The 12458-nt window shown below is 65.6% G+C and carries 10 protein-coding genes; 4 read left to right on the forward strand and 6 right to left on the reverse strand.

Going from position 1 to position 12458, the window contains the following annotated elements:
• The first annotated feature begins 39 nt into the window (after nucleotides 1–39).
• The 3 genes from JJB11_RS17375 (at nucleotide 40) to JJB11_RS17385 (ending at nucleotide 3323) form a co-directional block, all read left to right on the forward strand.
• On the forward strand, nucleotides 40–1311 hold the full coding sequence (locus tag JJB11_RS17375) for a URC4/urg3 family protein (RefSeq protein ID WP_201174191.1): 1272 nt from the start codon (nucleotides 40–42) through the stop codon (nucleotides 1309–1311).
• A gap of 11 nt (nucleotides 1312–1322) precedes the next feature.
• Nucleotides 1323–1961 carry a uracil phosphoribosyltransferase gene (upp, locus tag JJB11_RS17380; RefSeq protein WP_201174193.1) on the forward strand — a complete coding sequence of 213 codons (639 nt, stop codon included), beginning with the start codon at nucleotides 1323–1325 and terminating at the stop codon, nucleotides 1959–1961.
• A gap of 69 nt (nucleotides 1962–2030) precedes the next feature.
• Entirely contained in the window at nucleotides 2031–3323 is a 1293-nt protein-coding gene (locus JJB11_RS17385; RefSeq protein WP_201174195.1) for an amidohydrolase family protein, read from the forward strand.
• On the opposite strand, the gene JJB11_RS17390 is transcribed toward JJB11_RS17385, so the two are convergent.
• The 5 genes from JJB11_RS17390 to JJB11_RS17410 all read right to left on the reverse strand — a co-directional run bounded on the left by JJB11_RS17390 (nucleotide 3292) and on the right by JJB11_RS17410 (nucleotide 10756).
• Nucleotides 3292–3693: a collagen-like protein gene (locus JJB11_RS17390; RefSeq protein ID WP_201174198.1), complete on the reverse strand. Its 402-nt coding sequence runs from the start codon at nucleotides 3691–3693 to the stop codon at nucleotides 3292–3294. The two genes, JJB11_RS17385 and JJB11_RS17390, sit on opposite strands and share 32 nt — an antisense overlap.
• Before the next feature lie 244 nt (nucleotides 3694–3937).
• Nucleotides 3938–5446, reverse strand: a complete 1509-nt coding sequence (iaaH, locus tag JJB11_RS17395; protein WP_201174200.1) for an indoleacetamide hydrolase — start codon at nucleotides 5444–5446, stop codon at nucleotides 3938–3940.
• A 638-nt stretch (nucleotides 5447–6084) separates the two neighbouring features.
• Complete coding sequence (locus JJB11_RS17400; protein WP_201174201.1) at nucleotides 6085–7944, reverse strand: ATP-binding protein; 1860 nt, start codon at nucleotides 7942–7944, stop codon at nucleotides 6085–6087.
• Nucleotides 7935–8978: an SIR2 family protein gene (locus JJB11_RS17405; RefSeq protein WP_201174203.1), complete on the reverse strand. Its 1044-nt coding sequence runs from the start codon at nucleotides 8976–8978 to the stop codon at nucleotides 7935–7937. Before JJB11_RS17405 ends, JJB11_RS17400 begins: the two co-directional genes overlap by 10 nt.
• An 11-nt stretch (nucleotides 8979–8989) precedes the next feature.
• The gene (locus tag JJB11_RS17410) at nucleotides 8990–10756 is read right to left on the reverse strand and encodes a DEAD/DEAH box helicase (RefSeq protein ID WP_201174344.1); all 1767 of its coding nucleotides are present in this window, start codon (nucleotides 10754–10756) and stop codon (nucleotides 8990–8992) included.
• A gap of 225 nt (nucleotides 10757–10981) precedes the next feature.
• Here JJB11_RS17410 and JJB11_RS17415 point away from each other — a divergent pair, with 225 nt between their 5' ends.
• Complete coding sequence (locus JJB11_RS17415; RefSeq protein ID WP_201174205.1) at nucleotides 10982–11428, forward strand: hypothetical protein; 447 nt, start codon at nucleotides 10982–10984, stop codon at nucleotides 11426–11428.
• Nucleotides 11429–11496: 68 nt separating this feature from the next.
• On the opposite strand, the gene JJB11_RS17420 is transcribed toward JJB11_RS17415, so the two are convergent.
• Nucleotides 11497–12387, reverse strand: coding sequence for a ketopantoate reductase family protein (locus tag JJB11_RS17420; RefSeq protein ID WP_201174346.1), 891 nt, complete (start codon nucleotides 12385–12387; stop codon nucleotides 11497–11499).
• Nucleotides 12388–12458: the final 71 nt, after the last annotated feature.

Genomic DNA, 12458 nt, shown 5'->3' on the forward strand with positions numbered 1-12458 from the left:
GAGGCGGGTCCCGCAGCGCCCGGCGCTCAAGCGATTCCCATGAGCGACACCCATTCTCCCGCCGCCCCGACCGAGGCGGCGCAGGAAGCCGCGAGCCTCCTGCGCAGCACCCACACCATCCGCGAACGCTGCAAGCAGTTGCTCGAGCGCGCCCGTGCGGGCGACTCGCGCTGGTTCACCGTCGACGACGACGCGCTGCCCGTGGCGGCGCACGCCGTCGCCGATCTCACACGCAAGCGCTTTCCCAAGGGGCACATCCCCCTGCACAGCCGCTGGCGCCACATGGAAGCCGGCGGCGTCGACCGCAAGGCGCAGCTCGAACGCATGCTGGGCGACGTGGACCACGCCACGCGCGCCGAGGCGATGTGGGACCTAGCCTTCGTGAGCGTGCTGCTCGATGCCGGCGCCGGCCCCGACTGGAGCTACGTCGAGCCGGCCACGGGCAAGACCTTCACCCGCTCCGAAGGGCTCGCGGTGGCCAGCTTCCACGCGTTCACCAGCGGCATGTTCTCCAGCGACATGGACCATCCGCTGCGGGTGGACGCCGACGGCCTGCGCGGACTCATCACCGACCACCTCGCCAGCGCCTTCCAGGTGCGGGCGAACAATCCGCTGGTGGGCCTGGAAGGGCGCGCCATCCTGCTGCGCCGCTTCGGCGAGGCCATGCAGGAGCAGCCCGAGGCCTTCGGGCCGGAGGTGCAACGGCCGTCCGGGCTCTATGCCCAGATCTTCGCGCCGGGCCCCGATGTCCCCTACACCGCCGACGTGGCCGTGCAGGACATCCTGTCGGTGATCCTGATGACCTGCTCCGGCATCTGGCCCACGTCCAGCTTCATCGAAGGCATTCCGCTGGGCGACTGCTGGCGCCATCCCGCCGTGCGTGGCGAAGGCCTGAGCGACGGCTGGGTGCCCTTCCACAAGCTGTCGCAGTGGCTCACGTACTCGCTGCTGGAGCCCGTGGCCTGGTCGGGCGTGAAGCTGCGCGACGTCGGTGCACTGACCGCGCTGGCCGAATACCGCAACGGAGGCCTGCTCATGGACACCGGCGTGCTGCGCCTGCGCGACCCCGCGCTGGCCGCGCAGACCTGGCAGCCGGGCGACGAGATCATCGTCGAGTGGCGCGCCATGACGGTGTCGCTGCTGGACGAACTGGCCGTGCACGTGCGCAAGCTGATGCACCTGGACGCCGAGCACCTGCCGCTGGCCTGCGTCCTCGAAGGCGGCACCTGGGCCGCCGGCCGCGAGCTCGCGCAGCGCGAGCGCGGCGGCCTGCCGCCGTTGAAGGTGGCGAGCGACGGAACCCTGTTCTGAAACCACGAACCATGCCGAACAACAGCAACGTCCACGTGATCGACCACCCGCTGGTGCAGCACAAGCTGTCGCTGATGCGGAACAAGGAGGCCAGCACCAACAGCTTCCGCCGGCTGCTCAACGAGCTCGCGATGCTCATGGCGTACGAGGTCACGCGCGACGTGCCGACGCAGGAGGTGGAGATCGACACGCCCCTGGAGAGGACGAAGACGCGCGTCATCGACGGCAAGAAGCTGGTCTTCGTCTCCATCCTGCGCGCGGGCACCGGCATCCTCGACGGCATGCTGAGCGTCGTGCCCGGTGCGCGCGTGGGCCACATCGGCCTGTACCGCGACCCGAAGACGCTCATGGCCGTGGAGTACTACTTCAAGATGCCGCAGAACATGGAGGAGCGCGACGTGATCGTCGTCGACCCGATGCTGGCCACCGGCAACTCCGCCATCGCCGCGGTGGAACGCTTGAAGGAACTGCATCCGAAGTCGATCAAGTTCGTCTGCCTGCTCACCTGTCCCGAGGGCGTGGCCGCGCTGCAGAAGGCGCATCCGGACGTGCCGATCTACACGGCGGCCATCGACCGGCAGCTGAACGAGCACGGCTACATCCTGCCGGGCCTGGGCGACGCCGGCGACCGCATGTTCGGCACGAAATAATCCCTTTCTCGCTCCCTCCCCCACTGGGGGAGGGTTGGGGTGGGGGCACGCGCGGACTCTCAACCAACGATGCTCGACCTCCTCATCACCAACGCCACCCTCCCCGACGGCCGCACCGGCATCTCCGTCGCCGTGCAGGACGGCCGCATCACCGAAGTCACCCCCGGCCTGCAGGCACCCGCCCACGAGACGGTCGACGCCGGCGGCTACCTGCTCTCGCCGCCGTTCTGCGATCCGCACTTCCACATGGACGCGACGCTCAGCTACGGGCTGCCGCGCGTCAACGAGAGCGGCACGCTGCTGGAAGGCATTGCGCTGTGGGGCGAGCTGAAACCGCTGCTCAAGGCCGAGGACCTGATCGCGCGCGCCCTCGCCTATTGCGACTGGGCGGTCGCGCGCGGCCTGCTGGCGATCCGCAGCCACGTGGACACCAGCGATCCGTCACTGCTGCCCGTGCAGGCGCTGCTGGAAGTGAAGAAGCGCGTCACGCCCTACCTCGACCTGCAGCTGGTCGCCTTCCCGCAGGACGGCGTGCTGCGCACGCCGGGGGGCCTGGACAACCTGCAGCGTGCGCTGGATCTCGGCGTCGACATCGTCGGCGGCATCCCGCACTTCGAACGCACCATGGCGCAGGGCGCCGAGAGCGTCAAGCTGCTGTGCGAGATCGCAGCCGCGCGCGGCAAGCTGGTCGACATGCATTGCGACGAAACCGACGACCCGCTCTCGCGCCACATCGAGACGCTCGCCTTCGAGGCGCAGCGCTTGGGGCTGCAGGGCCGCGTCAACGGCTCGCACTGCACCTCCATGCACAGCATGGACAACTACTACGTGTCCAAGCTGATCCCGCTGATCGCGGAAAGCGGCGTGAGCGTCGTGGCCAATCCGCTGATCAACATCACGCTGCAGGGGCGGCACGACACGTATCCCAAGCGGCGCGGCATGACGCGCGTGCCGGAGCTCATGGCCGCGGGCGTGAATGTCGCCTTCGGCCACGACTGCGTGATGGACCCCTGGTACGGCATGGGGTCCGGCGACATGCTGGAAGTGGCGCACATGGGATTGCACGTGGCGCAGATGACCAGCCAGGCGGGCATCCGCGCGTGCTTCGACGCAGTCACCACGAATGCGGCGAAGGTGATGCACCTGCAAGGATACGGCCTGGAGCCCGGCTGCGATGCGAGCTTCGTGCTGCTGCAGGCGACGGACCCCATCGAGGCCATCCGCCTGCGAGCCAACCGGCTGCGCGTGTGGCGCCGGGGGCGCCTGCTTGCGCAGACGCCCGAGATCGTCGCGACCCTGGGCCTGGACGGCCGTCCGGGCCGCGTAACGTTCAGCGCGTCGTCGTCGAAGGCACCACGATGATGTTGTCGCCGGTCTTGCCGCGCCGGCCGGTGTCGCCAGTGGCACCCGTGTCGCCAGTCGCACCCGTGTTCCCGGTCGCACCCGTGTCGCCGGTGGCACCCGTGCTGCCCGTGCTGCCCTTGCTGCCGGTATAGCCGGTCGCGCCGGTGTCCCCCGTTGCGCCGGTGCTGCCCGTGGTCCCGGCGCTGCCGGTGTTCCCCATGGTGCCGGTGGCGCCGGTTGCACCTGCCGGGCCTGCGGGGCCGGGGACGGTGACAACCACCGGCGGAGCGGCAGCGGGTGCCTGGGCCGGAGTGACGGCAGCTTCGCGCTGGCAGCCTGCGAGGGCCAGCGTGGCGGCGGCGATGGAGAAGGCAATTGCGTAATTCATGTGAGTCCGATTCGATGAGATGGACCGCAGAGCCCGCACGAAAGGCGCGGGGCACGGTTCGCTGCTGAAGTTAAGGCGCGCGGGCCGCGCGCTCTGTGCGCTGGCGGACGCAGGCGCTCGATTGGCGGTGCCGGACTACAAGCCGCTGTTGCTCACGCGGGACTGGATACGGTTTTGCGCCCCGGCACCGTGGACTTTCGCCCGCCGCCCTGCCGCCCCGCCGGCACGTTGGCCTTGGGCCGGCTCAGGGCGCGGGCGGCACGCGACCGAGCACGCGCTCCACGGCCATGCCGATCGCGACCAGGCGGCGGTCGCTGCCGGCCGGGCCGTCCATTTCCAGTCCCACCGGCAGGCGCGTCGTCGCGCCGAGCGCCATCGGCACCTGCAGGCCCGGCAGGCCCGCGTTGCTGCCCGGGTCGGTGTTCTGGATGAACAGCAGGAAGTTCTCGATGCTGCTCGCCTCGGGCGTGGCGGGCGGCGCCACGTGCGGCACGGTGGGAAAGACCAGCGCGTCGAGGCTGTTCGCGCTGAAGGTGTCGGCGTACAGCCGGATCAGGGCCGGACGCTGCGTCTCCATCGCGGCGCGGTACGCAGGCGCGGCGTCCACCACGCCGCCGTTGGGACCCGGCAGCTTGCGCGTGAGCACGAGACCGTCGTACGTGCCCTTCACGTCCGGGCTGGCGATGCCGGCCGCGAGCTGCTGGATCGTGATGCCCGTGGGGTACTTCGCCAGGTACGCGGACACATCGTCGTAGGCCTCGTACAGCGCCACCGGGAAGCCGACGCTGCCGTTCAGGGCCATGAGGTCCGGCATCGCGACGTCCACGATGGTGGCGCCAGCGAGGCGCAGGCGGGTGAGCGCGGCAGCGAAGGCCGTGCGCGTGTCGGCATCCAGGTTGGCCAGGAAGGGCTGCGCCACCCCGAGGCGCACGCCATGCAGGTCCGCGGGACCGACGGGCGCGCCGCCCGCGATGATGCGGTCCATCAGTTCCAGGTCGCCCACGGACACGGCCATCGGCCCGGCGGTGTCGCGCGTGTGCGAGATCGGCAGGATGCCCTCCTGCGAGTACCGGCCCACCGTGGGCCGCAGCGAGGCGCACCCGTTGAGCGCACAGGGAATGCGCACGGACCCGCCGGTGTCCGTGCCCAGTCCGGCCAGCGCGATGCGCGCGCCGAGCGCGGCACCGTTGCCGGCCGAGGAGCCGCCGGACATCCGGGTGGGATCGTAGGCGTTGCGCACGCCGGGTTGCGGGCCCGTGTTGTACGCGGGGTTGTAGCCCGAGATGCCGAAGGCGAGCTCGTGCAGGTTGGTCTTGCCCAGCACGATGGCGCCGGCCTCGCGCAGGCGGTGCACCACCGGCGCGTCCTGCGCCGCGACGAAGCCGCGCAGCGCCGGCGTGCCGCCGGTGGCGGGCAGGCCCGCGGCCTGGATGTTGTCCTTCACGACGATCGGCACGCCCTCCAGCGGCCGGCACGGCGCCCCGCTGGCGCGGCGCGCATCGACCGCGCGTGCGGCTGCGAGCGCGCCGGCCTCGTCGAGCGTCACGAAGGCATTCAGTTCCTTCCTGGCGTTCGCCCGAGTGAGAGCGGTGCGCACCAGGCTCTCGCTGCTGATGCGCCCGCTGCACACGGCGGCGGCGGCTTCCGCGGCAGTGAGCTGCGTCGGGTCGGGCGGGATGCCCGGGCCCGTCGCGCAGCCCGCCAGCAGCGCGGCCACGGTGATGCAAGGGACCAGGAGGGACGATGGCGACATGTTCTTCTCCTCGGGGCGAGGCGGCCATGATCGTCGCGTGCGGGGGTGGCGTCAATGCGGCGGGTGGACGCAGGGGACGGAGGGAACGGCGAGTTTGCTGGGGTTCGTCTTCGACTCACCGCCAGCCTACGAAGGCGAAGACGATCGATACGGGCCGGAGTCCGTAGGCTTGTGGTGAGCGACAGCGAACCCCAGCGATCGCGCGACGAACACAGCGACGCTGCGGTGCGTACGCTGGCGGTGAGCGCGCGAAGCGCCGAACCTCACTTCGCCAACGGCGGCATCAATGTCGGCGGCAGCTACATCCGCGCGGCCATCGCCAAGCCCCTGATCAAACCGGGCGAGCGGACACCCGACGCTGCGGGATCTCGTCAGAGATCGGCTTCAGCGCGTCCTGCGCGAGGGTGCTGGTCTATGCGGTGGCCGACCACGAGTGCGTGGCGGCCAGCGCGGGGACGGCGCACCCAGCGCCGAACCTGTTTCGTTCATGCGTGCCTCTTCGGGGCGGGCGACAGGTGCGTTCGGTATTGAGTTGTAGCGTCACCGCGCAGACTCTGGCCTTGGGTCGATGCGCGCAGTCCACCGCTGCCTCACAGCGCGCGAGCTGGTCCACAACCTAGCAGGCGTGACCACGCGAGCTAAGCAGACACGGGCGCCACCGGCACGACGTCCAAGAAGCTGCGTGTTTCGCTCTGCGGCCGATATTGTTCGTCCAGGGGGCTAACCACGAGCTTTATAGGCATCTGGCTTGCCACACCACTAAAAACGCACGTTCCTGTCGGCAGCGTCGGTATCGATTCTTCCGTTATCCGATCGATGTAAGAGACCGAACTTGCAATCGATCGCAAATCTGCCTCATTGATCAACCGATGTATGAAGTAGTTGTGAGCCTGGGAAATGATAGTAGGGGAGATGTCAAACGGCCGCTGGCTCGAAATGGTTAGGAAGACTCCGAACTTCCGCCCTTCCTTGATGATCTCCTCGAACGTCTCGAGGCGGTAATCCTTCCAGCTCTCAGCCTCTCGTGAAGACTCATGCGACAGTATGTTGTGCGCTTCGTCGATGATGACCGTGAGAGTCTTGTTGTCACCGTGAAGCTTATGTTCAGCGTAGAACCTCTTGCATAACAGCAGCGGAACCGTCTTCTTCATCTCAATACTCGTGTCGCTTAGATCCACCACCACGACGTTACGCTTCCAAAATTCCGCCGAACTCAGATCGAATATCCGGTCTATGTCGCGCCTCTTCGACTTCAATCGATTGATGACGGGGGCGATGTGATCGTTCTGGGCGCGATTCGTGAGTACATCACCGATAAGTTGCACATACAGGAAAACGATCAACGCCGAAATCAAGCTTTGCGGCACCGCGATGTTCGCAATGCTGGCGTAAGCTTTTGTCTGCGGGATCCGATCCGGCTTCTGGGAAAGGAAGTGCCCTCCTTGCCTCAGCAAGAACCCTTGCGCCTGGTTGTGCCATTCGAGATCACTGTCTGTATCGATAGACGATTCAGTGGATTGCGTGCACTCTAAGAGAATGTCCTTGAGATAGTCTAAGATCAGATGCGCCCGTATCTTGTCGCTCATTTTGAGAGCTTCGGTTATTCTGGCTCGCAAGATATTCCCCAGGTATCCGCTAGGATCCCCGTTCTCTGCTCCGAGAACCACCCGATAAAGGCGGACAGCCCGCTTCAGAAACGGCTTCTGCGTGCGATCGGTTGCATCTGTGAGGATGGAAAGCACTTCCAAATCGAGTAACGACTCCGCGTCCAGTGGCAAACGATCACCGTTATCGTTCCGCGTGGAGACAGAGTAGACATACTTCTCGCTTGTGAGACAGTTGGGGCGCACGTACTCGCCGTTGAAGTCGATCAGGAGAAAGCGCGTATTTTCCCTGAACGCCGCTTCATTCCGAACTCGAAGTGAGTCCAAGAATGCCTTATACAAGGACGCCAGTGTGTTTGTCTTACCGCTCCCGGTGTTGCCGAAGATGGCGATATGACCATTGAATAACTTGTCGATCGGCAGATCAATGTCGAACTCGTCTCCGTACAGTTTGGCGACTCTTACGGCCGGAGCTCCCGCGGGAGCAAGGTTGTGGATCAACAAGATGGTCTCTCGTGTCACCAAGTATGCCTCGTTGCCTATCAAAGGCAGTTCCTTTGTTCCCCCGCTGAATGCTCCGCGTTCATCGACATATCCAGACAACGAAACTGTAAGCACACGGCGGTTCTTGTTTACGGCCTGAAGCTTTGTCGATTCCGCCGCTGGAGGATCTTCTTCAATCCGCTCACCCTCCACCCGACCGATGATGCTCAGAAAGCCCTTACGAATCTCCACAAAACTATTGACAGAGATGTTCCGTAGGATGTCGCCGTCTAGAAACATATCCGACAAGTTCTTGTTCTTATCTACGAGCACAAAGATGCGCCTTCCCTCCACGGCGCACACCTCTCCTACGCGAAGCACGGCATCCTTCGTCAGCTGATTCAGTTCCATGAGTGGGATCCCCGTTGCAGGACACGTGAAAGAGCGGAATTGAACTCCTTCAGACCGAACTGCGCATCCTTCTCAGGATGAACAACGTCCACATTGTTGAACTGTTCGAACATTTTCATGAACCCTTCCGCGGCGCCTGTGTCATACGAGAAGATCATCAGGCGCAGCGTAGGATTCTTGAGTGCTCGCATGGTGATGTCCCGAATGTGCTCGTCCCCGAACGAGAAGCCGAATGCTAGAAGCGAGGTGTTTTCTCTGTCGAGTTCGTTGTTATAGATTCGGAGCAGATCGTAATAGGTGCGATCCATCAACGTCGTCTTAAATTTTGCCGCTTGGGGAAGAACGACTGCATATCGATCCAAGCGCTTGCGGATGGCTTCTGCGGGTGCCGTCGCAGGCAGGGGTTCCAGCTTCTCTACCCTGTAGATAACGTGGTCACCATCTTTCGCCCACGAAACGGATCCGTGCAGCTTTATCAGGTTGATGGCAGGAACTTCAACTCTGTAGTTGAACAGGTTGCCGGTGTTGAAAGTGCTGTTGAAGAAGGCTCGCGTGGAAAAGGTCATGCGCCCATCGAGAGCAGCAGATCTCGAGAAGCCATCGTTTAGGCGAAGCACGGGATTGTTAATGCATGCCTGCTCGACGAGGAGATCGTAGTTTGTCGAGAAGATGCTCGCCTGTTTCGGAAGAAGTGTCGTCTTTCTCTCGGCTAGTAGAGTGCCGAGTTGACCGATCAAGGCGGTGTACTCAGACACCAAGTCGGTCAGCGCGTCGTTGAGGGACCCGGCCACCATCAGGTTGGTGGGGGCTTGGATACTGTTCAGAAGTTTGATTGATAAGGCATCCGCGTCAGCCTCCTTACCATTCACGATAAGCGCATTGATCTGAGACTCAATGTCTCCTCCCACCGGAATCACCGGTGCTGACGCGCCAGAGCCGATCAGGAGGTTGAGGTTGCCTGATTCGATCGTCCGGAGTAGAACTTTGCGAAAGTCTTCGTTCGATAGAGCGTGAATTGGAAGGTACCGTGCCATTCGCTCCCCCTTTAACAGATTTCCAGCGCCTCGCCGAATGAACCTTCCCCACTAACCGTCACCACCAACCTCTGCGTCGCCCTCGTCGCCGCCACATAAAACAACCTCGCCTCATCCCCCACCTCTTCGCCCTCCTCCGGCATCTGCCCCACGCCGGGCACCGCGACGACGGGGAACTCCAGCCCCTTGCTCGCATGCATCGTCATCACCTTGATGCTGTTCGCCAGCGGCGCGAAGTCACCCGAGCGCTCTCGCACCTGATGCGGCAACCCGCGCGCGCGCAACACGTCCGCGCACGCGAACATCACGGAGTGCCGGCGACACAGGATGGCCATGTCGCCCCACGCATGTCCTTCCTGGTGGGCGGCCGATAACAGGTCGGCGATCTTGAGTGCTTCGTCGCGCAGGCTGGGCAGGCGCACGATCAGCGGCTCGAGTCCTTCGCGGCCGCAGCTCACGGGCTGCACCAGTGGCGTCCCGTCCTCGTCCTGCGCGTCGGGCTGCAGGAATTCGGCGGCGACGAGGTTCGCTGTCTGCAGGATCTGCTTCGTGTTGCGGTAGTTGATCTTCAGGATGGTGGTGCGGCCCGCGGCCTGGATGCCCACGCTCTTGAAACTGAACTTGCGGCTCGTGCTCTTGCCGTAGATGTTCTGCGCGCTGTCGTACAGCACCAGCAGGCTGTTGGTCTCCGGGTCCACCATCTGCGTGACCAGCTTGAACCACTCGGGCCGGAAGTCGTGGCCTTCGTCGAGGAGCACGGCCTGGTACTGGCCGCTGGGGATCTGCTTGCGATCCACCGCGCGAATGACGTTGTCCACCATGCGGTCGAAGACGTCGCCACCCTGCCCCTGTGGAATCGGCTGCGCATACGCCTTCAGCTGCTGCCGGCACCACTTGTGGAAGTTGCGCGCATGCACGCGGTCGGCCAGTCCCTTGGCCTGGAACATCGCATCGAGCTTCACCGCGAGCGGCTCGTTGTAGCAAAGCACGAGGATCGGCTTGGGCGATGGCAGCTTCGCCAGGTGTTCGGCGCGGTAGCCCAGGATCATGGTCTTGCCCGAACCGGCCACGCCGTGGATCACGCGGTGGCCCTCGCCCAGGCTGCGCGCCAGCTGCTCCTGCTGGATGTCCATCACGCGCATGATGTCCGGCAGGTCCTCGGCGTCGTCCGCGAACAGGCCGCCCTGCTCCGGCACGCGCACTTCGGGGAACATGATCCAGCGCACGCGATCCAGCTGCGGCAGCGACATCGCCTTGCTGCCGAAGGCGTGCGGGAACATGTCCCACAGCCGCTGCTGGAAGCTCTCGGCCTCCACGCCTTCCAGCATTTCGTCTTTGCAGATCACGAGGTGCGACGCGATGGCGTGGCCCAGGCCGGCCTGCTCGAACTGCTGGCGGGTGATGTTGGTGAAGACGACGCCGTGGCCCCACGGAAAGGCCAGCTTGCCCTGGTGCGGGCCTTCGGGCTGCACCAGTTGCGCGTCGCGCTCGAGGGCGTTGACCACCTGGATGGCGCAGTGCCGCGCCTGCGCGAGCGGGTTCTTGACGACCTTGGTCTGGCCGTCCGCGAGGATCTCCCAGTACTCGCGCGTGGCCTTGCGGATGGTGTCCAGGCGCCAGTCCTTGGTCTCCAGGATCAGCAGTCCGCGCCGGGGATGGAGGACGACGAAGTCGGGATGCGTCTGCTTCGGGCCGACGGGCACGTCGTACCAGAGCAGGTAATCCTCATCGAGCTTGTGCTCCAGGCGCTCGGCAAGCCGGCGCTCGCCCGGGGTCATGCGCGCTGCGCACGAACCCAGGGCCGGGATCATGGTGGCCACTTTTGTTTGTTCTCCTCCCCGCGCGGATCATGGGTGATCGAACATTTGCTGACAAGCAACCAAATGGCTTACTGCCCCGCCGACCCGCGCAGCTTTACGCACTGCCCTTGACCAACTCCCTTGCACCGCCAGCGCGCGGCAGGTATGAAAGGAGAACTGCATTTGTATTGGCAGGAACTGCTCATGAAATTCCTTCTCCTTGCACTGGCCCTGGTCGCTGCGCTGGCCGGTTGCGCCTACCCGGCGCCGTACGGAGTCCCGTATGGCGCGCCGTACGCGGTCGTTCCCTCCTACGGCACCAACGGGTCCTCCGAGGGCGCGCCGAACGTGGTGCTCGCTCCGGGCTATGGTTCCGAAACGTACTCACAGGCGTATCCCTACGGCTACGCGTATCCCTACTCGTACGCGTATGGTTATCCGTACGCGTACGGCTACCCGTACGGCTATGGCTACGGGTACGGCTGGCCCTACTGGTACAGCGGCTGGGGGCTGGGCGTCTGGTACGGCTCAGCCTGGCACGGAGGCCACGGTGGACATGGCGGCCACGGTCACGGCGGCTCGGGTGGCCACGGGGGCGGCGGCGGCGGGCACTGGGGTGGCGGTGGCGGCCACGGCGGCGGGCACCACTGACCCGCGCGCGCTCGCTGCAGCAGGCAAGATCCGCGGCCCGCGGCCCGCGGCCCGCGGCCCGGTTCGCGCTACTTGGCCTCGATCAGCTTCACCAGCGCCCAGAGCACGCGGTTCGCCGGCGTGGCGATGCCCAGCGCCTCGCCGCGGCGGACGACATAACCGTTGAGGTAATCGATCTCCGTGGGCTTGCCCCGCATCAGGTCCTGCGCGGTGGACGAGAACTGCGCGGGCATGCTCTCCACCAGCTTGCGCACGACGGCGTGCGGGTCGCCAGGGAGGCGCACGCCCTCGGCCTTCGCCACGGCCACGCATTCGTCGACCACGTCGCGCATCACGTCCCACACGCCTGCGCTGTGCACGCACTCGCCGTAGGGCTTGCGCGCGATGGCGGAGATCGCGTTGTAGGCCGAGTTGAGGACCAGCTTCATCCATAGCGCGCCGCGCACGTCCGGCGAGAGCTCGGTCGGCACGCCGGCCGCGACCAGCGCCTGCGCGAGCACGTCGCTGCCGGGCGCGGGTTCGATGACCAGCTCGCCCCGGCCGTGGTGCTTGAGGTGGCCCGGCCCTGCCATCTCCGTGGCAACGTACACGACCGCGGCTGCGACCGCATGGCCGGGCAGCACGGCCCGCAGGCGATCTGCGTTGTCCACGCCGTTCTGCAGGCACACGAGCAGCACGCCGTCGCGCAGGAACGGCTTCAGCTGCCGGCCGGCTTCTTCCGTGTCGGCCGACTTCACGCAGAAGAGCACCACGTCGGCGCCCTGCGCCGCTTGCGCCTGCGTGTCCGCGCGCAGCTTCACCTGCTCGTCGAAGCTGCGTGCCTCCATGCGCAGACCGTCGCGGCGGATCGCCTCGACATGCGCGGGCCGCGCGATCAGCGTGACCTCGTGGCCGGCACGCGCGAGCATGCCGCCGAAGTAGCAGCCGACGGCGCCGGCGCCCATCACGGCGACTTTCAGGGGCGAGGTGGAGACGGACACGGAGCTTTCCTTTGGCGTGGCAGTGGAGAGCCGGCGATGCTAATCCAGCC

Source organism: Ramlibacter ginsenosidimutans (assembly GCF_016654015.1).
GTDB lineage: Bacteria > Pseudomonadota > Gammaproteobacteria > Burkholderiales > Burkholderiaceae_C > Ramlibacter > Ramlibacter ginsenosidimutans.

Coding starts and splice junctions, on each gene's coding strand:
- JJB11_RS17390 (WP_201174198.1), bottom strand. CDS start 3,693: ATGAATTACGCAATTGCCTTCTCCATCGCCGCCGCCACGCTGGCCCTC.
- JJB11_RS17375 (WP_201174191.1), top strand. CDS start 40: ATGAGCGACACCCATTCTCCCGCCGCCCCGACCGAGGCGGCGCAGGAA.
- upp (WP_201174193.1), top strand. CDS start 1,323: ATGCCGAACAACAGCAACGTCCACGTGATCGACCACCCGCTGGTGCAG.
- JJB11_RS17415 (WP_201174205.1), top strand. CDS start 10,982: ATGAAATTCCTTCTCCTTGCACTGGCCCTGGTCGCTGCGCTGGCCGGT.
- JJB11_RS17410 (WP_201174344.1), bottom strand. CDS start 10,756: ATGACCCCGGGCGAGCGCCGGCTTGCCGAGCGCCTGGAGCACAAGCTC.
- JJB11_RS17400 (WP_201174201.1), bottom strand. CDS start 7,944: ATGGAACTGAATCAGCTGACGAAGGATGCCGTGCTTCGCGTAGGAGAG.
- JJB11_RS17385 (WP_201174195.1), top strand. CDS start 2,031: ATGCTCGACCTCCTCATCACCAACGCCACCCTCCCCGACGGCCGCACC.
- iaaH (WP_201174200.1), bottom strand. CDS start 5,446: ATGTCGCCATCGTCCCTCCTGGTCCCTTGCATCACCGTGGCCGCGCTG.
- JJB11_RS17405 (WP_201174203.1), bottom strand. CDS start 8,978: ATGGCACGGTACCTTCCAATTCACGCTCTATCGAACGAAGACTTTCGC.